Source organism: Reichenbachiella carrageenanivorans (assembly GCF_025639805.1).
Lineage (GTDB): Bacteria > Bacteroidota > Bacteroidia > Cytophagales > Cyclobacteriaceae > Reichenbachiella > Reichenbachiella carrageenanivorans.
Genome location: NZ_CP106735.1, coordinates 2,712,462 through 2,735,515, shown reverse-complemented (window position 1 = coordinate 2,735,515; position 23,054 = coordinate 2,712,462). Strand labels below are relative to the sequence as shown.

Genomic DNA, 23,054 nt, shown 5'->3' with positions numbered 1-23,054 from the left:
TGGCCATAAGGGCTATATGACCATTCTTACTTTATTAAACTATTACTAAACCTATTTATCGTCGCTAGCCTTCTTTGTGCCGGCCTCACCCTTGGCTACATGGGTTGTTTTTCTTTTGCCACGAAATCCTTTGATACATTGATAGTTGTATGAAACGTACTCGTGGGTCAGTCCAAAACCAAAAATGGCAAATGGCTCTTCGGTGTCTTTGGTTCTGTCCAAACCGATGGCATGCGGTGGCGCAGGTATAGAAGCGATGATGTCGAAGTTGATTCCATCAGGCGACCATTGCACTGTGTTTTTTTCTGGGCCATCGGTCGTGATCAAAGAAGCGATTCCGCCTTTGTGCGGCCATACGCAGATCTCATGTCCACTGTTGGAGATGGGGTTGTATGGAGACTTCACATATGGGCCTTTAGGATGGTCGGCTATGGCTACTCCATGACGAATTTGGCGTCCGCCAAAAGTCACTTCTTCGCCCATTTGCTCTCCTTTGTAATAGAGATAAAACTTACCCTTATACGGCAGGATACATGGGTCGTGTACTTTGTGACTGTCGAAATCGCCTTTCTTTTCTACGTTGAATCTGTTGTCGGCAGTACCTGCCCATACGCCATTGTCGGCGGGGCTCAGGATCGGCTCTGCGCTCTTTGTCCAAGGGCCGTGAGGAGAATCAGACCATGCCAGTCCTACTTGGTTTTTCACTCTTACATTGTAAGGTGATTTTACGGTCTGGTAGCTCAGGTAGTACATGCCTTCCCACTCCATGATCTCCACGGTAAATACCGAACGGTCGTCGTACGCACCTTTTTCGCCACGTGCTACCGCCATTCCTTCTTCTTTCCAGGTGATACCGTCTTCGGAAGTAGCATACCAGATATCGCATCTATCCCAAGGGAATACTTTCTCGTTTTCGATGTCTCCAGCAAACCCATCGGTAGGTCCTACGCTTTTGCTATACCATACGAAATACTTGCCATCCACTTTGATCAAAGCACTCGGATCTCTACGCACCACGCCTTCTTCATAGGCTAAGTCTCCTTTGAGATAAAACTGCTCAAACTCACCAAACCACTCGTTGGTCAGATTATCAGGCCACTTCAAGGCACGCTTAGATGCGGCACTCAGGTGCGTGGTATCTGTGATGCCCAAAAAGTCTACTTTCTCAGGCGTGATGACTAGTTTGTCACAATCCTTTTCTACTGCTGGTGCTTGACAGGCATTGAGTCCTGCTGCTAGCATCAAGGCTAGTCCTATGTTTTGTATTTTGTTTTTCATACTCATCTCAAATTATTTTATATCATTTCTTAATCTCACTCCATACTTTACAACCCATTGCCAATGGCCACGATCACGATACCTAATATCATACATCCTAATCCCATGTACAAGGCATTTTTTGATTTAGCGGAAGCATTGACCCACTCCTTGGTGATCAGGCCACTCACGATGGCTACCGCCACAGCTACGGTGTTGAAAATGGCGTAGCCCACAGTGCCTCCAGTGCTCCCCAACTTGAAGGCCGCATAAGCAAACCCTGCTGACGCTGCAAAGTTAAAAACGCCCATGATGCTGGCTAGCAGTGCATTTTTACCAAAACTTGGTGTATTAAATTTAGACCAGAGTTTCTTGGCCGTCAATTGCTGTACGAAGTACACGGCGATAGCCAATCCGCCTGCCATATAGATCACGTACATCACGGCTACGGCGCTCATCCATTCGGGATTGCCTTGGGCGATCACCGCTTCGTGTATCACTGCACCGCCGACTGTATTAGCATAGCTAAAGCCCGTGGCGAGCAAGCCGCCAATCACAGCGATCAGAATGCCTGTAGCCATAGAGCCGCTCTTTTGATCTGCTTCATTTTCGCTCGCTTGGCGCAAAATACCCGCACGGCCGTTGGCCACTACGCCGATCAGCACCACAAATATCCCTGCCATGATGGTGGCAAATACGGGTATTTTTGGCAAGCCATTGATCACAAATGGGATCAAAGAACCTACCAATATAATGGTGCCTATAAAAAGCGAAAAGCCTAGAGACAAGCCGATGTGATTGATGGCTTTGCCCCACATCATGACACCAATACCCCAAAGCAAACTGGAGACTACCATTCCGATAAGTACGCCCGAAGGAATAGCAGCTAGCACTTCGCCAAATCCATCAATAAGCAGAAAGGCGGCCACGTTGGGCACCAAAAAGGTGTTGATGGCGAAAAACAAACTCCATGTATTTTCAAACTCAAAGTCTTTGGTAAACTTCTCTGGCAAGGCATATAATCCCAGCATCAGTCCGGCAAGTATTGCCCATATTATTCCTTCAATCATATTAGTAGTATTTAGTAGTTAAGAATCAAGATTTCAGAGTCAAGAATTAAGAAGGTTTAAATTCTAAAGTCTTGGTTCTATGTCTTGTCACATGCATCTTTTAATTAAATGATCCTCGGAGCAAGCCCACGGGGAATTAAATCCAATGGGCTATCGCCCTGCGATTAAAAATCAAACTTGAATACCGTCCGGCTTTCGTAGGGCACGTCGGGTGTAGTCCACACACGTGGTGCACCTTCGATATTTGGGCCGTTGGGGTAGCGATGCGTTTCGCAACAGAAGGCTCTGAATCGCCCAAACTGCTCTCCGCTTTCTCGCTTCAATTCATCCGAAGTAAAATATCCTGAGTAAAAAAGCATCCCTGGCTCGGTGGTATATACTTGCATGCTTCGCCCGCTTTCTTCTTCGCTAAAAGCGGCTACTTTTCGCAAGCTGGTTTGCTCATCAAATACATAATAATGCTCAAAGCCCGTTTCCAAAGCAGTAAGTGCATCATTCATTTTCTTTCCTTGGCGCAAGTCTGCTGGATCTCCATCCACACTCGCTGTGTCCCCTACGGGCACATTGGTTTCGTCTGGCACCAGATACTGATCTGCCAAAATAGTAGCCTGATGCCCTACGATCGTATGCTTGAAAGCAGACAAATTGAAGTAGGTATGATTAGTCAGCGATAGTGGCGTTTTCTGATCTGTAGTTGCCTTGTATCTGATCGACAACTCGTTGTCATTGTTGATCGAAAAAGAAACTGTGATATTGACAAGACCTGGGAATCCATTGTCCATGTGATCGCTTACGATCGACATATCCACACCCGAGCTAGTCACCTCAGCAGTCCATATTCGCTTATCCAGCGCATCCACTCCACCATGCAAATGATTCGACCCATTGTTTACGTCGAGTGTATACTCTTTGCCCTCTACAGCAAATTTGCCGTCCTTGATACGAGAAGCAAATCGGCCTACTGTACTCCCGAAGTATGGGGCGTTGTTGAGGTAGGCTTCGCTCAGGTAACCCTCGATGCTGTTGAAGCCACAAGCAATGTCTCCAGGTTTTCCGTTTTTATCGGGTACTTGGATCGAAGTGATCGTAGCTCCATAGGTCATCACCTTTACGGTAATCCCATTTTTATTGGACAGCACATATTGGTCTATGTTTTGTCCTTCTACCTGGCCGAAATTTTGTTTTTCTACATTCATGCTGATTTCTATTTAGCTTGTTGATCTAGTGTGAGTGTACTCATGGTCGGTTTTAGTGTAGTTGAATTTTTACTGTTTCCGCGGCTTTGGCTCCGAGTGCTAGACTGCGAGAACTAGGCAATGCATTGGCTACCTTGATCTCATACTGCCCTTTGACCCAAGTGGTCTTGCCATCTGCTCCCACATAATCGAAATCCTCGGAATCGAACGATAACGTCAATCGCTGCTTGGATTGGGCAGCCAATGCCACACGCTGAAAGTCCAACAAAGTGTACATGGGCAATCCCTTGGTTTTGTCTTTGGGCAAGAGATACACTTGAATCACCTCTTCTATGTCTCTGTCGCCGGTATTGGCTACATCGATCGAGATTTTCAACTCCTGACCTTCTTTGATTTTTTTGAGATTCGCTACTGGAGTAGAAAAATCTATACTCGAATAAGAGAGCCCAAACCCAAAAGGGTACATGGGTTCGGCGGTCATGTATTTGTAGGTTCTGCCGGCCATGTCATAACTGTCGTAAGCTGGCAGCTGCTCGATATTCTTAGGAAAAGTAATGGGCAAATGACCCGACGGAGACACCTCTCCAAATAGCACATCGGCGAGGGCGTTTCCTCCCTGCTCTCCTGGGTACCACATCTGCAAGATAGCGTCTGCATGCTCTTCCAAGCCTTCGAGCGATACTGGGCTACCACTGGCTATCACCAGAATGAGTGGCCCTATTTTTTTCTCTGCGAGTTTTAGGAAATAATCAATCTGATTTTGTGGCAACTTCAAGTTTTTTCTATCTCCCTTGTCTGGCGATGCTATGGCATCTACTTCCTCGCCTTCCATATCCGCAGAAATCCCCAATACGCAAACCACCGCCTCTGTTTGAGCTGCTACATTAGGTGCCCAGTTGAGCGGGTTGATGTCTGGCTGAAAGGCCATAGCCCCCATTCGGTAATTGAGCGACGTGCCCGGAGACACCTTGTCTGCCACACCCTCCAAAACCGTGACCATATTGGAACTGATCCCGTAGTAGTTGCCCATGAGTACATCTACAGATGCTGCAAATGGCCCCGTCACATACAGGTTTTTCATGTTTCGGTCTAGTGGCAGTACCTCTTCTTTGTTTTTCAACAAAACGATCGACTTCTGCGCCACTTCTTTGGCTAGTGCCACATGTGCATCGCTATGAATATGATCTGCCGAATAATTCGCATAAGGATTGGTATCAGCAGTATCGAAAAGCCCCAACTCGAACCGAATCATATACAATTGCTTCAACCGTTGATCGATTAGACTTTCGTCGATCAGTCCCTGATCCAATGCTTGGGCTAATGATCCGTAGGTATAGCCACAGTTGAGGTTGACCCCAGCTTTCAGTGCCAAAGCGGCTGCCTCTTCCAAAGTCGCTACTTTTTTATGTCCTCTCATGATGTCGCCCAGCGCGCCACAGTCGGACACCACATAGCCATCAAAACCCCACTGATCTCTCAGCAGTTCTTTGAGTAGAAATTCACTGCTACAGCTCGGGTCACCATATACGGCATTGTAAGCCCCCATCACGCCTTTGACATCAGCCTCTCTCACGAGCGCCTCAAATGCTGGAAGGTAAGTCTCATACAAATCTTTGGGAGATGGGCTTACGTCGAAGTGATGACGCAAGGCCTCGGGTCCTGAGTGCACCGCATAGTGCTTGGCACAGGCCGCACTTTTGAGGTATTTAGGATCGTCTCCTTGTAGCCCTTGCACAAAAGCCACACCCATTTTGGCCGTCAGATACGGGTCTTCGCCATAGGTCTCTTGTCCCCTGCCCCACCTTGGGTCTCTGAATATATTCACATTGGGCGTCCAAAAAGTCAATCCTGCATATTTGCCTCGATTGTCTATCGACTGAGACACGTTGAATTTGGCTCTAGCCTCAGTAGAAATGGCAGTAGCCACTCGCTCGGCCAGTACGGGGTCGAAGGTGGCCGCAAGGCCAATCGCCTGTGGAAAGATGGTAGCTTTCCCATTTCGGGCGATCCCATGCAGGGCTTCGTTCCACCAGTTGTATTCGGGGATACCGAGCCTGGGTATCGCTGGAGAATCACTGCTGAGCTGTGAGATTTTTTCCTCGGTAGTCATGGCCGATACCAACTGGTTCGCTCTGGTTTCGAATGGCTGATCCGACTGGTACCAAGAGAAATCCTGGGTCTGCCCCCAAGTACCAAAACCAGCAAGGCAAAACAGCATGATTATATATGTTGATCTCATTTTCATATGCATTAAACTTCGTATGGTGTCAGTTTTCCCCAATCGAATGTGACCCCTGTACCTGGCTCATCCGAAGCCACTGCTCGGTGGTTTTCGACTACCAAAGGTCGGGTGGTATATTGGTCGATCGGAAAGCTGTGTACTTCGAGCCATCCGCTGTTTTCTTGCGCAGAGACCAGACTCACGTGCAGCTCTTGCATGCCGTGTGAGCATACCGGAATATTGTTTTCTTTGGCTAGTTTCGCTGCTTTGAGCCAGCCAGTCACGCCTCCACAGTTGGATGCATCGGGCTGTACAAATGAGAGATTGGCATCCGCCATGGCATATTCAAACTCATGGATGGTGTGCAGGTTTTCGCCCATAGCCAAAGGCACTGAGGTCGCCTTGGCAATCTCGGCGTAGCCTTTATAGTTGTCGGGTATCGTAGGCTCCTCGAACCAGGTAATGTCCAGATGCTCTATGCGCTTGGCACATTCGATGGCCTTTTCTACAGACATGGAGTAGTTGGCATCTACCATGAAGGTGACGTCTGGCCCGATATAGTCGCGCACTGCCTGGATGCGCTCGATGTCTTCGTCGAGGTTTTCTCTACCGATCTTAATTTTGACTGCATTGAATCCTGCCGCCAGATAGCCCTTCATGTTGCTGAGTAGCTTGTCGAGTGGAAACATGAGATCGATGCCTCCGCAGTAGGCTTTGCAGGTATGGTCTGCACCGCCCGCCAGTTTCCAAAGTGGCTGGCCTGCCTTTTTACACTTGATGTCCCATAGGGCAATATCGATCGTAGAAATAGCAAATGATGCAATACCACCACGCCCCACATAATGTATGTGCCACTCTAGAAAATCGTAGATCTCGTCGATTTGGGTGCCGTCCTTTCCAATGAGCACAGGCGCGATGTCATGCACGAGCATGGCTTTGATGGCGTGACCGCCTTTGCCTCCCGTATAGGTGTAGCCTGTGCCTTCGCTGCCGTCTTCGAGGGTGATGGTGCTGGTGACCAGCTCGAAGTGCGTATGGTCGCCATGCTTGGCATCGCTGAGTACCTCGGGTAATGGCACGTTGAACAGGCGTACTTTTATGTCTTTTATTTTACTCATAGCTTTCTTTATCATACTTGTCTTTCGACAATGAGAGTCCCGACTGAGCCTCTTCAGAGGAGGCTCAGCCGGGACTTGGTATCGCTTAAAATTTGACGTAGAAGGTCTTCTTCTCCATGTATTGCTCGAATCCGTACTTGCCGTCTTCTCCTCCGCTTCCGCTAAGTTTGTACCCGTTGTGAAAGCCTTGGTGCTGCTCGCCGTGTCCGCGGTTTACATAGATTTCGCCAAACTCCAGCTCACTGTTGAGTCTGAGGATCTTCTGCATGTCTTTGGTGAAAACCATGGCTGCGAGGCCGTACTCACAGTCGTTGGCCCAAGCCACTACTTGATCAAAATCCTTGAATTTGATGACAGGTAAGATGGGACCAAATGCTTCTTCGTGCACGATCGTCATCTCTTGCGCCACGTTGGTAATCACCGTTGGCTCAAACCAATGGCCTTTTTCAAACTGAGCGCCTTCTGGTCTTTTGCCTCCAGTGGCGATGGTGGCACCTTCTTCGATACTTTTCGCTACCAAATGCTCCATGTTTTTGAGCTCGTTGGCGTTGACCTTGGGACCCATGTCTACGTCGGCATCCATCGGATTACCTACTTTGAGGGCTTTGGTTTTCGCCAAGAATTTTTCCATAAATACGTCGTAGATATCCTCATGCACGTACATGCGCTCATTGCAAGTACATACCTGACCGCAGTTGTCCCAGCGCGAGTGGAAGGTCGCCTCTACAGCCTGATCGATGTCTGCATCTGCAAATACGATCGAAGGGGCTTTGCCTCCTAGCTCCAGCTGTACGTGGGTCAAATTTTGCGCAGCCGTTTTGAAAATCGACTGACCGGCTGGCGTGCTGCCCGTCATGGTCACCATCTTAGTGATTGGGTTGGCTACTAGCGCCTCGCCGAGTACTCTGCCCGACCCTGTCACGATGTTGAGCAGTCCTTTGGGCAAACCTACTTTGTTGGCAATGTCGCCAAGCTCCAAAGTCGCTAGTGGCGTTTCTTGAGTGGGTTTTACCACGATGGCGTTTCCTGCTACTAGAGCGGGGCCTATTTTTCTTCCGGCTAGTGCCAATGGAAAGTTCCAAGCGGTGATGGCTACCACTACACCTCTTGGGATTTTGTGAATCCAGATGTGCTCGTCTTCGTTGTCGGACTGTAAAATATCTCCTTCGATGGCACGAGCGCCGTCGCAAGCGTATTCGATAAAGCTGGCGGTCACGTCCACTTCAAACTTGGCTAGCGACAGCAGTTTGCCTTGCTCTCTGGTGAGCAATTCGCCCAAGCGATCTCTATTGGCTCTGATCTCGGCGGCAAACTTTCTGAGTAGATCTGCGCGCTTACGTGCGGGCCATTTTTTCCATTCCTTTTGTGCGGCTTCGGCTGCTTTGAGAGCCAGATTGGCATCGGCTTCTACACCCATGGCTGTGGTGCCCACGCCACTTTCGTCGATAGGACTATAGATGGTGTCTCGCTCTCCTGTGGTAGATTCTACCCACTCGCCGTTTATGAATAATTTGTAGTCTTTCATTTTTGATAGTATTTAGTAGTGAGTATTGAGTAGTAAGACTATTTGTCACCATACTCAACACTCAAATCACATGTCAATTTTATCGACCCATCCAGCCGCCATCTACTAGCATGATGCTGCCGTGCATATAGCTGGCTGCCTCTGATGCTAAGAAGACGGTAGGTCCTGCAAAGTCTCTGGCTTCGCCCCAACGTCCCGCTGGGATTCTGCTCAAAATAGAGGTTGATCTTTCGGGATCGTTTCTGAGTGCTTCGGTGTTGTCGGTGCTGATGTAGCCCGGCGCGATTGCGTTCACGTTTACCCCTTTGCTAGCCCATTCGTTGGCGAAAGCCATGGTGAGCTGCCCTACGGCACCCTTGCTGGCTGCGTAGCCTGGCACGGTGATCCCGCCTTGGAAGGTGAGTAGTGATGCGGTAAAAATGACTTTGCCGCTGCCTCTGGCGACCATCTCTTTGCCTATTTCTCTAGTGAGGATAAACTGTGCGTTTTGATTGACTTCGATCACCTGATCCCACATCTCGTCTGGATGCTCGGCGGCAGGTGTTCTGAGTATCGTACCGGCATTGTTGACCAATATATCGATCACTGGGTAGTCTCCCTTTACGGCTTTGATAAACTCATAGAGATTGGCTCTGTTGGAAAAGTCACACTGATAGGCTTTGAAATTTCGGCCAAGTGCTTTGACTTCTTTTTCTACAGCCGAACCTTCTAGTTCCAAACTAGCACTCACGCCTATGATATCGGCGCCAGCTTCTGCCAGTCCAATTGCCATGGCTTTGCCAATCCCTCTCTTGCAGCCAGTCACCAGGGCTACTTTTCCTTCTAATTTGAATGTATTTAATATGCTCATTTTTTTACTATTAACTGTTTACTGCTGGCAGTCGATGAGGTATTTCATCCCAGCGGGGTTGTTGTCTATGGTTTCGAAGATCGACTGGATGTTGTCCAGCGTGTCTATTTTAGTAATCAATTGCTCGAATGGGATCTGACCCGAAGCTGCTATTCTGATGGCCTCTTCATAATCATCCTCTTCGTACAATCTTGCGCCAAGCAGCTCGATCTCTGACCAGAAAAATTTGAATAGATCCACTGGTTTTTTCTCTCCACCGTGGATGGCTACCATCACGATACGGCCTCTCACATTGACTACCTGCGTCATGGCATCTACGCCAGGTGCTGAGCCTGATACTTCAAATGCACAGTCGATCATTTTTTCGTCGGTCAATTCACTGATACGATCTACTAAGTTTTCCTTGGCTGGGTTGATGGTGGTGAACCCTAGGTCGTTGAGCATCTTGAGTCTGTTTTCGTTGACCTCAGAGATGATAACATGGGCTCCTTTTTCTTTGAGCACATAGGCGATCAAAGTACCAATAGGGCCTCCTCCGATCACGAGCGTATTTTCTCCTGCAGCTACCCTACCTATTTTCACATCATGGCAAGCCACAGCTAGTGGCTCTACAAAAGCACCATGCTTGAGCGATAGATTCTCTGGTAGTTTGTGCAACGTATAAGCGGGTACGGTCCAACTATTTTGGAAGGCTCCTTGGCTATCGATTCCGATAAACTTTAGGTTTTTGCCTACGTGAGCATACCCTTTGTCGAACGGATGTGCAGACCCAAAATGGAGTGGACGAACCGCTACTTTATCGCCTACCTTTACATTCGTTACTCCTTCGCCTAGTGCGGCTACTGTAGCTGACGCCTCGTGGCCTACCGTCATGGGTGGTTTTACTCTAGCGTCCATCACGCCATGATAGATGTGTACATCGGTGCCACATACTCCACAGTATGCTACGTCCAATCTCACTTCTCCTGCTTGAGGTGCTATTTGCTGGCCTTCGCCAATTTCAAATACACCCTTCTCTTTGTAATAAGCTGCTTTCATCTCTTTATTGTTATTAATTTTTTTAATACTATGGTATCATGGGTTTGAACCCTTCAAATCTTCTGATGTACTGTTGGTCGGGCATGGTGACCTGGTGACACACCCCCCACCTCAAGGCTGCTACACCGCTATGCTCAAAATCTGTAGTCTGGTCTAAGCCCACAGCTTCTGGCCCCCATTTCAAGTAAGACTTGATATGGAAATTAATACCGTCGGGCGCCCACTGTATGGTGTTTTTTTCGGGGCCGTCGGATACGAGTAACCCAGCTATTCCACCTTGGTAGGGCCATACGCAAAGCTGATGCCCGCTATTGGTGATGGGATTGTAAGGCGACTTGGTGTAGGGGCCTTCGAGCTGATCGGCGATGGCCACGCCCCACCTAATTTCGCGCCCCGCGTTGGTGAGTTTTTCGCCCATGCGTTCCCCTTTGTAGTAGAGGTAATACTTGCCTTGATACGGCACGAGTGTAGGGTCATGTACCTTGTGACTGTCAAAGGAGCCTTGTACTTTCACATTGTACCTATTGTCTTCGTTGCCATCCCACACACCATCGTCGGCGGGCGAAAGAATAGGCTCCGTGAGCTTATTGAAGGGGCCTCTGGGGTGATCCGACCAAGCCATGGCCACTTGATTTTTCACCCGATTAGAATATGGAGATCGTACAGTTTGGTACACCAGAATATACCTGTTTTCATGTACCAAGATTTGTGGTGTGAAAACCGATCGATCGTCGAAGCTTCCTTCATTGCCACGTTTGATGACCGCACCCAACTCTTCCCAATTCCAACCATCGACAGACATAGCCATCCATATATCAGACTTGTCCCAAGGAAATACTTTGTTGGATGGATCTCCAGTACCAAAGCCATGTGATTTGCCCAGTGACTTGGTGTAGTAAACATACATGGTGTCCTTGACCGTGATGATGTCGCTAGGATCTCTACGTACTACGCCTGGCTCAAAGGCCAAATCACCTTTGAGGTCATGCAATCGAAACTCCAAATACCAAGTGGAAGCTTCGCTGTAGTTGTTGGACAGGGCACGAATAGAGGCCGCACTCAGGTGCGACCTGTTCATAATGGCATTGCGCTTATAAACCTCCTGTGGCAGCTGCTCAAGTGCCTCCTCTGACAAGCCATGTGACGAACTATCGGAAATACATGACGACAATCCTATGAGTAAAGCAAGGGCGATATATCTAGACAGGTTATTCAACTTCTAGTTTTACTTGTGCTGATGTAAGATCCTTTCCTGATGCTTTGATGGTAGCATCTCCTTTGGTTTTCAATGACTGTACGATAAACAAGGCTTTGCCCTGATTGGTAACTACCTCATTGGCATAAAAGTCTTGCGTACTGGTGCCCGATCCATTGTCCACTCCCAGCATGCGCAAGTCGCCGTCTATATCGAAGGTGATTTTGGCCTCCTCAGATTTGACTGGATGGCCATCTTCGTCTACCAACTGTGCTACCACGTGGGCAACATCGTATCCGTCGGCTTGCAGTGTAGTCTCATCTATAGTCAGCTGAATAGCCACTGGCTGCGAAGCCGTGCGAAGCACTTGCTCCACGGTTTGTCCGTTGAGCTGGCCTACGGCTTTGAGCTCTCCTGCTTCGAATGGCACGCCCCATTTGTAAATATGATCTTCGAACTCGTCGAGTGTGCGCTTGCCTCGACTCTCGCCGTTAAGAAAGAGCTCGATAGATTCGCAATTGGAATACAACTCTACGCTCACGATCTCACCTGGTACATAGTTCCAGTGGTTGTTTACATCGTGCCATACCCAGAGGGCTGTTTCCCAAGCTTTGGGGTTTTTAGCTACCAGTTGACCACTTTGCTCATCTATTCTATTGATGGATTTGTTCAGTTCTTTGGTCGCTAAGTAAATGTGCGGCTCACTATTCCATAGGGTCTTCATCATATGATAAGATGGTTTAGTGAATCCTGCAAAGTCGAGCATTCCGCTCAGCGTACCCTTGGTAGGCCACGGCTTTCTGATTTCACCCATATAATCGATACCCGTCCATAAAAATGTACCTGAGATAAAAGGACGATCCATGATCGCTTTCCATTCGTGATACTGTGGTAGGTTTTCGGTACCCATGATGACTTTGTTTGGGTAGTTTTTGTGCCCATAGTCGTAGAGTACTCTTCTATAGCTATAGCCAATGATATCTAATGCATCGCCCACTCCCGAAAGATGACTAGCCGATGGCAAGATGCAGTTGGCCACTACAGGTCTGGTCGTATCCATTTCTTTGGTCCAGTCAGACAGTTTTTGAGCTGTTTCTCCCATGTCGTATTTGCCTTTGGGCAATACCTCTAGCTGTTCTTTGATTTTCTCAGGACTGTATGGAGATTCGGACCAGAAGTAGTTGCCACTCCAATCCATGTTGTTGAAAAAACCTGTGGCGTCGGCATTTCTAGGGTAAGTCCATTCGATCTCATTGCCGATACTCCACTGGATGATCGACGGGTGGTTTCGGTGAGACAGCATCACGGCTTTCAGATCCTTTTCTGCCCATTCTTGAAAATGCTCTCCATATCCTCTGGTTACATAATCTACACTTCGCTCGTTTTGGTTCCATCGCTTGTCCTTGGGGTTGTCCCATTCGTCAAAAAACTCATCTTGGACTAGGAAGCCCATTTCGTCGCATAGATCCAAAAATTCGTTCGAACCTGGATTATGTGCGATACGGATGGCATTGCATCCCCCATCTTTTAAGATTTGTAATCTCCTTCTCCACACCCCCTTGGGCACTGCAGCGCCTACTAAGCCTGCATCGTGGTGGAGACATACGCCTTTAATTTTATGATTAGTCCCATTGAGAGTAAATCCTGTATTGGGATCGAATTTGAATTGACGTATACCAAAAGTAGTGGTAGTAGAACTGCTAAGTTTTTTAGATTCAAGGGTGGTCACCGCACGATACAGGTTGGGCTGATAGATATCCCATAGCTCGGGTGAGGCCACCTCAAATGATTGATTGATAGTTTGCTCCTCTCCTGCCTTGAGTACAAAATCTACACTGGCAGTAGCCACTATTTCGCCAGCAGGCGAAAGAATCTGAGTGGTCAATGTGCCTTTATGTGTTTTGCCAAAATGGTTAGCCACTTGAATCTGAGCCGCTACCTCTGCAGATGCTGCGGTCACTTTTGGTGTGGTCACAAATGTGCCCCAAATGGGTACATCCAATTTGTTTTTCACAATCAAGGAGACGTTGCGATAAATGCCAGCTCCGGTGTACCAGCGACTGTCTGCATATCGCGTATGGTCTACTTTGACTACGATCTCATTGGCTTTGCCATCGGCATGGAGGTGCTCGGACAGATCGTAGAAGAATGGAGAGTAGCCATATGGGTGGAATCCCAAATACTGGCCGTTGATCCAGACTTCTGAGTTGTTGTACACTCCATCGAATAGAATGAATGCCTCTTCGGCATCAGAAAGATCTAAATCAAATTTCTTTTTGTACCAGCCAATGCCTCCGCCGTAGATGTAGCCAGTGGCTGGCGCGGTGTCGTAGTTGGCAGAGTCGAACGATCCTTTGATCACCCAATCGTGTGGCAGGCGCACAGCCTCCCAGTCGCCGCCAGACAGCATGAGTTCTTTGGTCGCAACCGAATCTTGGCTAAGTTTAAACTCCCAGTTAAAATTAAAATCTTGTGTGTTTTCTTGCGCTTGACTGAAGCTCAAGCTCATTATGGCTACTACACAGTATATGTATATAATTTTTTTCATTCTATTCTATCACTATTTTCTTGGTCACTAATTCCCCTTGATGACTGATGGTAATGAAGTATATACCTGCCTTTAGATCAGATAGATCGTAGGTCATACTTCGCTCACTAATAAGTCTCTTTTGTTGCTCTTTTCCGTCGAGGCTTCTGATGATCAAATGCCCGCCCAACCATTGGGCTCCAAAATTTAAATGGATAGTGTCTGTGGCTGGATTAGGATAAAAGTTCAGGCCTGTCTGCGCTTCTTTTTCGTCTACAGATAGGATCTCTTCTCGGATGCTTCGCGATACCGTGCGAGAAAAGTTAAATACCTGCATGGCTACGCTACTGATGTGCCCTCCGGCGTCAGCAAAGCTGACAGATACCTCGTTGGATTCCTTGATCAATTCGTAGGGCACTGGTATCTCCAGCACGCCAAAAAATGTATCTCTCTGTGCCTGATCATCTCCTCTATAATTTATGGGTATCGATATTTTCGTGTTGTTGAATAGCACAGTAGGTCTTAGTGACTTGTCGTGAGCTCTTCCTACACCTAACCTCAACACTGCCTCACCATACTTGTCGGTAGTAGTCACTCCAGCAATCGTAAAGGTGGCTGCTTGGTTTTCCACGATCTCTTTCATGTAGGTAGTCGCGTAGTACTTGATTTCTTCCGAAGACTGATCGATAGTTAGGTCTTCAGTAAAGATGTACTTCAATATCATGGTGGCCTCACTATCCAAGCTCACTGAAGCAGGGAGGTCATTTTGGGTAGACTCCTCTAGCACGCCCGCTTGGTCATCTAAGTGCAGGTGTTTGATCTCTACGCTTTGAAACTTATCCTCAGAGAATCCCATCAAAGTGAGGTCGATGTCTACACTTTCGAACTTTAGATTAGTGAGGATGACGTACGCTGCGTCTCCATCTACATAGGCATCTACCATCACATCTTGATCTGTCGAATAGCTGTCTACTCTGTCGCCATTCACCTCTGACCAGAGCTGGTAGATTTGTACCATATCAGAGTAGACCCATTGTCCTGTATAGGCTGTTGGCTCGTTTTCTTTGCGCAATAGTCGGTGGTCGTAGGTATTGTCTACGCCAGAGGTTCCCCATTCTGCCTTGACAGGCAAGAAGTTCAATGTTTTGTTAATGATATTGGCACGCTCCATAAATTGCATCATCATGGCGCTTACTGACTTGTTGTGCAGCCAATCTCTGTAAGGGGACCAGGCGCCCTTGTAGTCGTGCATTTGCGCACCATACTCGGAGACCATAAAAGGTTTTACTGTTCCGAATTTCATATAACTGTACTGCTCCATGAGGTCGAAGGTGGCCTCCATGTTGCTGCCCTTTCGGTACTTTTGTTTTCCCCCGATAGCGGGGAAATCATAGAGGTGGATGGTCCAGTAGTCCATCTTATCGCCCGCCAGGTCCATGAATAGCTTCCATCGCTCATTCCACTGTGCAAAATCACGTTTTTCGTGATCTGGAAAAGCGGTACAAAAACCGCCGATGAGGATGTCGCTGTCGTATTTTCTGATTTCGTCCGCTACGGCATTGTGGAACTTGAAGATTTTCTCAGGGGTATCACTGCCAAAGTCTACCAAGTGCCAGAGGGGCTCGTTGATGACTTCTACATACTTAGGTTTATTGGGGCCTGTGGCTCCTCCTGTGCCGTATGAGTCGTGAATGAATCGACCCATGTATTCGCCAGTAGCGGTACCGAATGGCTCGGTGGGGGTATCGGCTTCTGAGAAAGCCCAACCTTTATTGGTCTGCTGGCCATCGGGCCAGAAGGGGTGCAACTGAGCGGCTAGTATCTGATCATTGCGATGCTCGTATCCGTGCCAGTTGGTCTTGATTGCATAGTTGTTTTTTATAGTAGTGCCGTTGGACTGGATATCTGCTGGGTTAGCATATCCAGATCGGGCGGGATCTTCGGTGGTATTGGCATTGAGGTTCCAGGTGATGCCGCCAGTATCTCGGCCGAGGTACACGTCGTACCCATTGAGGAAATCATCTCTGAGGTCAGCGGTAAAATTGTTGCCGTCCCATTCTTGCTCACCTATGTTGGCATGGATGGCCACAAACTTGTTTCGGTCGAATTCAAAAACGCCACCTACTTCATGTTTGATATCCAAATTGACATCTACAGCTACTTGAGCCAAGCTGTGGTGGCAGGTCACTTCTATGCAGAGAAGCAATAAAATGGATGATATGATTCTGATTACATTCATAGATGTACGGTTATATTTTTCCTAACTGGGGAATACTTTTTTGATCAAAAAAGGAGAACGCTGATAAAATAAAATCAGAGTAATCCTATCTAGTGCCTTGTAAAGGCACAGTTTTGGATAAACTCGAGGCGGTATGATGTGCCGCCCCGGGTTTAATTATTCTATTGTGTATGAATTATGGTCTGGCTTCTATAGCCACTAGTTCGATATCATCCACCCAGAGCTCCGCTCCATCTAGCACTCTCGCATACATATACGTAGATGTTGATTTGCCTGAAAATTCAAGTGAAACGTATACCCATTGATTCATGGTGACAGTGTAAGGAGCTGTTTGCGCTTGATCCGCCCAGTTGTTAGGAAGGAATAGCCCTACTTGATTATTGGCTCCTGTACCTGTAGCTGAGGTAACATATATCCAATACGACAAACGATATGTTTTTCCATCTTCTATGGCTGCGAAAGCATCTGTATTGTTTATGGCTTCTGCAAATTGGCCATCAGCTGCTTTGAAATGCAAGCTGGCATCTCCAGTACGAGAAAAATCCGTAACTATCTCTGCTACCTGAGTCGTTATGGCAGGCCCATTCCAATTTACTTGAGACCAGTTGCCTGTTTCCATTCCACCACCTAATGCCAAAACGTTTGACGCACCGAAATCAACTTTTTCGCTAAAGGCTGAAGCAGCTACTCCGTCCAAGGTAGATAATGCCCCTGGTGTATAAGTGACTGTTACATCATCAGAGTTGTAAAGCATTTCATCTTCGAGTGTCACCAAGATCACATTGCCTTGATCAGGGTCTAAAGCAGCTGACGCTACTACAGGATTGATTGTAGTTGCCCCATTTACAATGACCACAGAGAAATCCGTTGTCACGATAGTAGAAGCATCCATTTCTCTACTGAAGTCTAATGCAATAACATCGTCCGCTTCAGTGACTGCATCTAAGGTCACAGGCTCCGTAGAACCTATCACTTCGATAAAGTCTGTGAAACTCACTGTGTCAGCACCAAATGGTCTTGGTCTAGAGGCAATAAACTGCACGCCGTAAGTTCCCATCCGTTTATACTGCACGTCAGTATTGTCGGCTGTGCCATCTACTATCTGAGCAGAAGTATAGGTGACTGTAGCCGGAGTACCTCCGTCGAATGCCCAATCGAGCTGCTGAGGTCCTCCCTCAGATACATATGTAAAGCGAACTGACTTACTCGCTGTTACTTGGTTTTTAGCTCCATTAGACAGTGTCAACTCAGCCCCAAGCGATCCATCATCATTGAGAAGGTTCGCTTTTATACTTGCTTTAATATAATCAAGAACGGTTACTGAAATGATGGTGTCGTATGATGAGTTGAGCACGTTAGTTCCCACATAGAAATCCCCATCAAACTCCTGATGCAGCTTTACTTCTTGCGTGCCTCCTTCAGTGAAGATCACTTTGATGTTGCTCATATCAGAAGTAGAGGCGCTATCGTCAGAAATAATATATCCAACTCCCTCTTCCACACTCCACTCACGTGAAAGGATACCTGCCGAAGCATCGCCAAAAGAAATAGTTCCATATACCTGAACTTGATTCCCTGTGCTTTGCTCCGCACTGTAGACCACGCTATGCTTAGCTCCAGCATTTGGTGCTTCATATTCGTCGTCACATGCGCTTACAACCCATATCAATAAGGTTGCTGCCATTATATTTTTTAGAATATTTTTCATCTCTTTCTGTTTTTAATGATTAATTACTCAACCCTGAATTGACCTGCACCTCATCTGTAGGTAATGGGAAGTAGTCATGTGTTGCAGGGCTATAGCTATTGGCACATACAGCATAATCCGTTCTTACGCGCTGCGCTTCGTCTACAAAGTAGAAAGGAGGTGTATTTCTAATGGCATCCCAGTTGGCCAAAAACCATTGTTCATCGGCTAGACGATCGGTAAGTACCGTTTTGGTGATCCCCCATCTTCTGAGATCTCTCCATCTGTGTCCTTCGAAACATAGCTCTAGCGGTCTTTCCACCATTCTGATGTGGGTAAGCAAGTTGTCAGCAGAAGGCGCCACCATATTGTACGTACCATTCACTACTTTGCTCACGTTCATCGCAGGGAAAGTATTGGAGTTGTTGTCTAGGTAGCCCTGAATCGTGATCACACCTGCTCTGCTACGGATCATGTCTATGTAAGTGATCGCTTCTGCGGTAGCAGCAGCTCCATTAGCATTGAGTATTGCTTCTGCATACATCAACAATACATCTGCATATCTGATGAGTCTCTTATTGATTCCCGAACGTGCATTGGTCGTATTGATCAATTCCCACTGATACCAGTTTGTATTTTTCTTGATATACGCTGACTGTGCATAGCCAAAGCCTTTCATTACGTCGGCTTCCACGCTGTAGTAGGTTCCGTCGCTTTCTTTGGTCAAAAGTGTCGCATGTGTTCTTTGCGATTCGTTGAAGCCGTTGTTGATACTATTGGACGGATCCATTTCGTCGTTGTAAAACAACTCATGTAGATAGTATGAAGCTAAAACAGAATTGTACCCACCAGAGTTTAACTGACCAATGAATGCATCCAGCGTATAGGCTTCAGAACCAATTTCACTTGGCGTGGTATCGATAGTGGCACCATTAGCACCAGTGTCTCCAGCTACAGCAGAATAAGCCGCTTCAAAAATCGATTCTTTGTTGAACTCATTTTGATCTGTGAAATTGTCCATGAATTTAGGCGTCAGGCTATAGATACCAGAATCAATAATTTCCTTGAATTCTGTAGCCGCTTTGGTCCAGTCATTGTCATAGAGGTAGACTTTGCCCAAGAGCGCAGTAGCTGCTCCCCAAGTAGCACGTCCTACGTCATTACCAGTCCAAACCACACCATCCAAGTTAGCTTTAGCGAATTCCAAATCAGGAATGATCACGTTGGTGTTCACTACGTCTAAAGATTCGAATGGCTTTTTGAAGTCCTCGTCGAGTATAGGCACTACTGTATGAACCACTGCACCTCCATAGGTGTTTACTAATTCGAAATAATAGAATGCTCTCAAAAATCTAGCTTGTGCGACAATGAGTGTCTTCTCACTATCCCCTATCTCTGCATTTTGAATGTTTTCGATTACCTGATTGGCTCTGAAAATACCCACATACAGTTCGTTCCACTTGTTCTTTACATGGTCTGAAGCATCGTTCATCGCCAAGTTCTTGAAAACATATGGGCCCATCCAAGTTTCAGAACCTCCTATGTCACCAAGTGCCCATTCATTTGCCGCTTGTGGCCCTGTAACCGAAGGAAACTGCAAAGCACCATATACGGTATAAAGGGCATTTTCGAAATCATCGCTAGTTTTCCAAAATACATCCGTAGTAATGGAATTAGGATTGACCTGTGTCAAAAACTCGTCTTCGTTACAACTAGTTGCAAGCATAAAGACAGGCATCATTAATATGTATATTATATATTTTTTCATCTTTCTCTGTTTTAGAATTAAAACTGAAGTTGCAAACCAGCCAAGAACTTACGAGTCACAGGATAGTTTCCTTGATCTACTCCACGAGTAGACAAACCATTTCCACCTACTTCTGGATCATAGCCTTCATACTTAGTAAATGTGAACAGGTTTTGAGCAGTCACATAGAATCTCAATTTGTTCAACTTGTTATTGAACACACTTCTAGGCACTGTGTAACCCAAGGTGATGTTTCGGATTCTGAGGTAAGAACCGTCTTCTAGAAAGAAGTCTGACCTTGCTCTCGTGTTGTTGTGCTCTTGCGAGACACGAGCGGCTGGTATATCCGAATCAGGATTTTGTGGAGACCATGCGTAGTACATGTCTTCGTGACGAGCTGCTCCGTAAGCGTACAGTTTAGATCCATTGTAGATCTCTGCGCCATACGAACCATACAACTGTATAAAAAGGTCGAAGCCTTTGTATGCTCCGTTCAGCATCAGACCTGCTTCAAACTCTGGCTGACCAGAACCTGCATATATCCGATCATCGTCATTGATCTGGCCATCTCCTGCATCAGGAACACCATCACCATCTGTATCTACAGTCAACTGATCTACGTACATCATGTCTCCCATCAGTGCACTGGCATCGATCAACTTGTAATCAGCCAATTGCTCTGCGGTCTTGATGACTCCGTCGCTTTTCAAAAGAAAAAATGCGCCGCCTTCGTATCCTTCAGACAAATAGGTTGTAAAATCTGTGTTTTCCCCTCTAGATGTGATCGGTCTACCGCCCGCATAGGCGATGCCTTCTACTCCATTGAGATCTGTTACTTCGTTTACGTTTTTAGTGAATGTGCCATTGACACTCCACACTAGGCCAAAATCCGTCTCATTTCTGTAGCCAAGTGCAAGCTCAATCCCTTGGTTCTGCATGTTACCCGCATTGATGGTTCTAGAGTTGTAGACGTTGGTCGCTCTAGTTTGCCATGTACCAGAAGAAGGTGCCAATCTTTCAGATAAAAGCATGTCTTCTTTGGTATTGCGATAAACATCTGCTGTGAAATTCAATCTGCCATCGAACATGGTCAAATCCAAACCAATGTTTCTAGAAATAGTAGTTTCCCATTGGATCAATGGATTGGCATATCTTCTCTGGATATATCCTACACCAAGGTATTCGCTACCTTCTGCGCCAAACGGATAGTTCACACCACTTTCGATACTAGCGGCATACTGATAGGGTGCTACATTCTGGTTGCCCAACTGTGCATAGCTACCTCTCAATTTCATATTGCTAATGAACCCTAAACCACCTGCATTTTTGAAGAACCCTTCTTCACTGATGTTCCAGCCAGCAGACAAACCATAGAATGGGTTGTATCGGTTTTCTTCACCAAATATCGATGAGCCATCATATCGAATACTCGCAGAGAACAGATATCTCTGGTCATATCCATACTGTACTCTAGCCATTTTACCCGCTATGTTTTGAGTATTACGTGTCCCTGTAGGAGCCGAAGCACCTACACCAGCACTCAATACATCTGTATCGTTGCTCAATAGTCCAATTACTCCTACACCTGTGGTCTTATACTCATAGTTTTCATAAGACAACACCAATGTAGCACCTACATTGTGTTTCCCGAATTGTCTCTGAAACTTCAAAATGTTTTCTAGCGTGTTTTTAGTTGTGAATGTATAATCTTCATTCAGCAAAGCATCTAGATTAGACCCTCCTGGCTGCAAGTCACCATCGCTATTATATGCGAGGTACTGAGGACGGAAGAATTTTCTCTGATAGGAATATTCGTTTCTACCAGCGTTGACCTGAAAACTCAACCCGTCGATAATCTCATACTCAAGATTGATAGCCATGTTATTGCTTCTCTCTGTTCTGGTATCTTCGTTGTTGAGCTGACGAGACAAATACCCATATTGGATGGGGTTGTCATCGGGCACTACCACTTTGTTGGTACCTAGCGATTCCAAGTCATTCAAACCTTTTTGCCATGGTTTTTGAACGATGGCATATTCGTATAATGCCCAAGGCTCTTGTGTTGTATTTTGCTGAGTCATTGCCATAGAAGCAAAGGCCCTGAATTTACCAAGCTTATATTCTCCATTGAGGCGAGTCGTCAAACGATCGTAACCCGAATTGATCAATACTCCATCCTGCTCGAAGTAGTTGGCATTCAAACTCAATGTCAAATTCTCCTGACCACCAGATACGTTGATGTTGTAGTTCTGCATGATTGCATTGTCATTCTGTACTTCATCTACAAAATCCGTATCATAGTCCATTGCGTTTGGATTGGTCACCAATACCAAAGGCTCTCTGCCCACAGCTGCTAGCTTTACTTTTTCAACATACAGCTGCTGTTGCGTATTCATGAGTGGAGTACCTGAGTAGATGTCTTGGACTCCTACATAGGTAGAAAAGTCAACTTGCATGACACCCTCTTTACCTCTTTTGGTAGTAATCAGAATTACACCGTTGGATGCACGCACACCGTAAATCGCCGCTGCCGCTCCATCCTTCAATACTTCCATAGATTCGATTTGCTCAGGCGAGATGTTTGGGTCATTCTGAAAAGGAACACCATCTACTACATACAAAGGACCCAATGCTCCGTCACTTACAGAGCCAATACCTCTAATTTGTACATTTGATTTTGACCCTGGTCTTCCACTAGAGGCTTGAACATTTACCCCAGCGATCTGACCTTGCATGGCATCACCAATATCCGAAGTTGCATTTTTCAGTAATTCTTCAGATTTGATTGAACCTACTGCACCTGTGACCTCTTTCTTCTTTTGAGTACCGTACCCTACCACAACAATCTCATCTAGCTGCTGTACGTCTGGCATTAACTGTACATCGATCACGGAGCGTTCTCCTACAGTAGCTTCTTGTGATAAATAACCAATGTAGCTGAATACCAAAGTGGTATTGCTATCCGACACTTCCAGTTTGAAGTTGCCGTCCAAATCTGTAATAGTACCCTGTGTGGTACCTTTCACCAACACATTGGCTCCAGGAATTCCGGAACCATCATCTGAATCTGTCACTTTTCCACTCACGCTAGTCTGTGCATATACTATGCTAGACAATGGGAGCATAAAGAGGACAATCCACCTTTTAGATAATGTAAAATATTTTTCCATTCAAATAGTGTTTTGCTTGTGTATTTAAACTTTCAATTGAACGCTTCAGAATTGCTTTTCAAATAGCCCTCGATCGTAGGGAGTATTCTGATTCGCTCAACCAAATATGTTTTTTATCAGAAAAAAAACCTTCTTTTGCTACTAGATCAAAACACGACAAAAACTATATTCCTGCCTTTATCAACTAGACAAATAGCAAATTTTAATATATTAA

14 protein-coding genes are annotated in these 23,054 nt (G+C 46.4%); all 14 read right to left on the bottom strand.

The features are described 5' to 3' along the window. Window positions 1-51 precede the first annotated feature (51 nt). The gene (locus N7E81_RS10805; protein ID WP_263049603.1) at window positions 52-1,278 is read right to left on the bottom strand and encodes a glycoside hydrolase family 117 protein; all 1,227 of its coding nucleotides are present in this window, start codon (window positions 1,276-1,278) and stop codon (window positions 52-54) included. Between the two features lie 47 nt (window positions 1,279-1,325). Then, window positions 1,326-2,327, bottom strand: coding sequence for an L-rhamnose/proton symporter RhaT (locus N7E81_RS10800; RefSeq protein ID WP_263049602.1), 1,002 nt, complete (start codon window positions 2,325-2,327; stop codon window positions 1,326-1,328). Between the two features lie 164 nt (window positions 2,328-2,491). After that, complete coding sequence (locus N7E81_RS10795) at window positions 2,492-3,523, bottom strand: aldose epimerase family protein (RefSeq protein ID WP_263049601.1); 1,032 nt, start codon at window positions 3,521-3,523, stop codon at window positions 2,492-2,494. Between the two features lie 52 nt (window positions 3,524-3,575). Continuing rightward, window positions 3,576-5,762, bottom strand: a complete 2,187-nt coding sequence (locus tag N7E81_RS10790; RefSeq protein ID WP_263049600.1) for a glycoside hydrolase family 3 C-terminal domain-containing protein — start codon at window positions 5,760-5,762, stop codon at window positions 3,576-3,578. Window positions 5,763-5,773: 11 nt separating this feature from the next. Further along, the gene (locus tag N7E81_RS10785) at window positions 5,774-6,862 is read right to left on the bottom strand and encodes a mandelate racemase/muconate lactonizing enzyme family protein (RefSeq protein WP_263049599.1); all 1,089 of its coding nucleotides are present in this window, start codon (window positions 6,860-6,862) and stop codon (window positions 5,774-5,776) included. An 85-nt stretch (window positions 6,863-6,947) separates the two neighbouring features. Then, window positions 6,948-8,387 (bottom strand): aldehyde dehydrogenase, encoded by a 1,440-nt coding sequence (aldA, locus tag N7E81_RS10780; RefSeq protein WP_263049598.1) that lies wholly within the window; start codon window positions 8,385-8,387, stop codon window positions 6,948-6,950. Window positions 8,388-8,466: 79 nt separating this feature from the next. After that, window positions 8,467-9,231: an SDR family NAD(P)-dependent oxidoreductase gene (locus N7E81_RS10775; protein ID WP_263053074.1), complete on the bottom strand. Its 765-nt coding sequence runs from the start codon at window positions 9,229-9,231 to the stop codon at window positions 8,467-8,469. Between the two features lie 24 nt (window positions 9,232-9,255). Next, window positions 9,256-10,275 (bottom strand): zinc-dependent alcohol dehydrogenase, encoded by a 1,020-nt coding sequence (locus N7E81_RS10770; protein ID WP_263049597.1) that lies wholly within the window; start codon window positions 10,273-10,275, stop codon window positions 9,256-9,258. A 28-nt stretch (window positions 10,276-10,303) separates the two neighbouring features. Then, window positions 10,304-11,491: a glycoside hydrolase family 117 protein gene (locus tag N7E81_RS10765; protein ID WP_263049596.1), complete on the bottom strand. Its 1,188-nt coding sequence runs from the start codon at window positions 11,489-11,491 to the stop codon at window positions 10,304-10,306. Then, window positions 11,484-14,018, bottom strand: a complete 2,535-nt coding sequence (locus N7E81_RS10760) for a sugar-binding domain-containing protein (protein ID WP_263049595.1) — start codon at window positions 14,016-14,018, stop codon at window positions 11,484-11,486. Before N7E81_RS10760 ends, N7E81_RS10765 begins: the two co-directional genes overlap by 8 nt. 1 nt (window position 14,019) lies before the next feature. After that, complete coding sequence (locus N7E81_RS10755; RefSeq protein ID WP_263049594.1) at window positions 14,020-16,236, bottom strand: T9SS type A sorting domain-containing protein; 2,217 nt, start codon at window positions 16,234-16,236, stop codon at window positions 14,020-14,022. 175 nt (window positions 16,237-16,411) lie between these two features. After that, entirely contained in the window at window positions 16,412-17,944 is a 1,533-nt protein-coding gene (locus N7E81_RS10750) for a hypothetical protein (RefSeq protein ID WP_263049593.1), read from the bottom strand. A gap of 19 nt (window positions 17,945-17,963) precedes the next feature. After that, complete coding sequence (locus tag N7E81_RS10745; RefSeq protein ID WP_263049592.1) at window positions 17,964-19,691, bottom strand: RagB/SusD family nutrient uptake outer membrane protein; 1,728 nt, start codon at window positions 19,689-19,691, stop codon at window positions 17,964-17,966. A 17-nt stretch (window positions 19,692-19,708) separates the two neighbouring features. Continuing rightward, on the bottom strand, window positions 19,709-22,840 hold the full coding sequence (locus N7E81_RS10740) for a SusC/RagA family TonB-linked outer membrane protein (protein ID WP_263049591.1): 3,132 nt from the start codon (window positions 22,838-22,840) through the stop codon (window positions 19,709-19,711). Window positions 22,841-23,054 lie beyond the last annotated feature (214 nt).

Bases quoted from the DNA above. Each gene is read 5' to 3' on its own strand.
- N7E81_RS10805 (WP_263049603.1), bottom strand. From the start codon at position 1,278: ATGAAAAACAAAATACAAAACATAGGACTAGCCTTGATGCTAGCAGCA.
- N7E81_RS10800 (WP_263049602.1), bottom strand. From the start codon at position 2,327: ATGATTGAAGGAATAATATGGGCAATACTTGCCGGACTGATGCTGGGA.
- N7E81_RS10795 (WP_263049601.1), bottom strand. From the start codon at position 3,523: ATGAATGTAGAAAAACAAAATTTCGGCCAGGTAGAAGGACAAAACATA.
- N7E81_RS10790 (WP_263049600.1), bottom strand. From the start codon at position 5,762: ATGAGATCAACATATATAATCATGCTGTTTTGCCTTGCTGGTTTTGGT.
- N7E81_RS10785 (WP_263049599.1), bottom strand. From the start codon at position 6,862: ATGAGTAAAATAAAAGACATAAAAGTACGCCTGTTCAACGTGCCATTA.
- aldA (WP_263049598.1), bottom strand. From the start codon at position 8,387: ATGAAAGACTACAAATTATTCATAAACGGCGAGTGGGTAGAATCTACC.
- N7E81_RS10770 (WP_263049597.1), bottom strand. From the start codon at position 10,275: ATGAAAGCAGCTTATTACAAAGAGAAGGGTGTATTTGAAATTGGCGAA.
- N7E81_RS10760 (WP_263049595.1), bottom strand. From the start codon at position 14,018: ATGAAAAAAATTATATACATATACTGTGTAGTAGCCATAATGAGCTTG.
- N7E81_RS10755 (WP_263049594.1), bottom strand. From the start codon at position 16,236: ATGAATGTAATCAGAATCATATCATCCATTTTATTGCTTCTCTGCATA.
- N7E81_RS10750 (WP_263049593.1), bottom strand. From the start codon at position 17,944: ATGAAAAATATTCTAAAAAATATAATGGCAGCAACCTTATTGATATGG.
- N7E81_RS10745 (WP_263049592.1), bottom strand. From the start codon at position 19,691: ATGAAAAAATATATAATATACATATTAATGATGCCTGTCTTTATGCTT.
- N7E81_RS10740 (WP_263049591.1), bottom strand. From the start codon at position 22,840: ATGGAAAAATATTTTACATTATCTAAAAGGTGGATTGTCCTCTTTATG.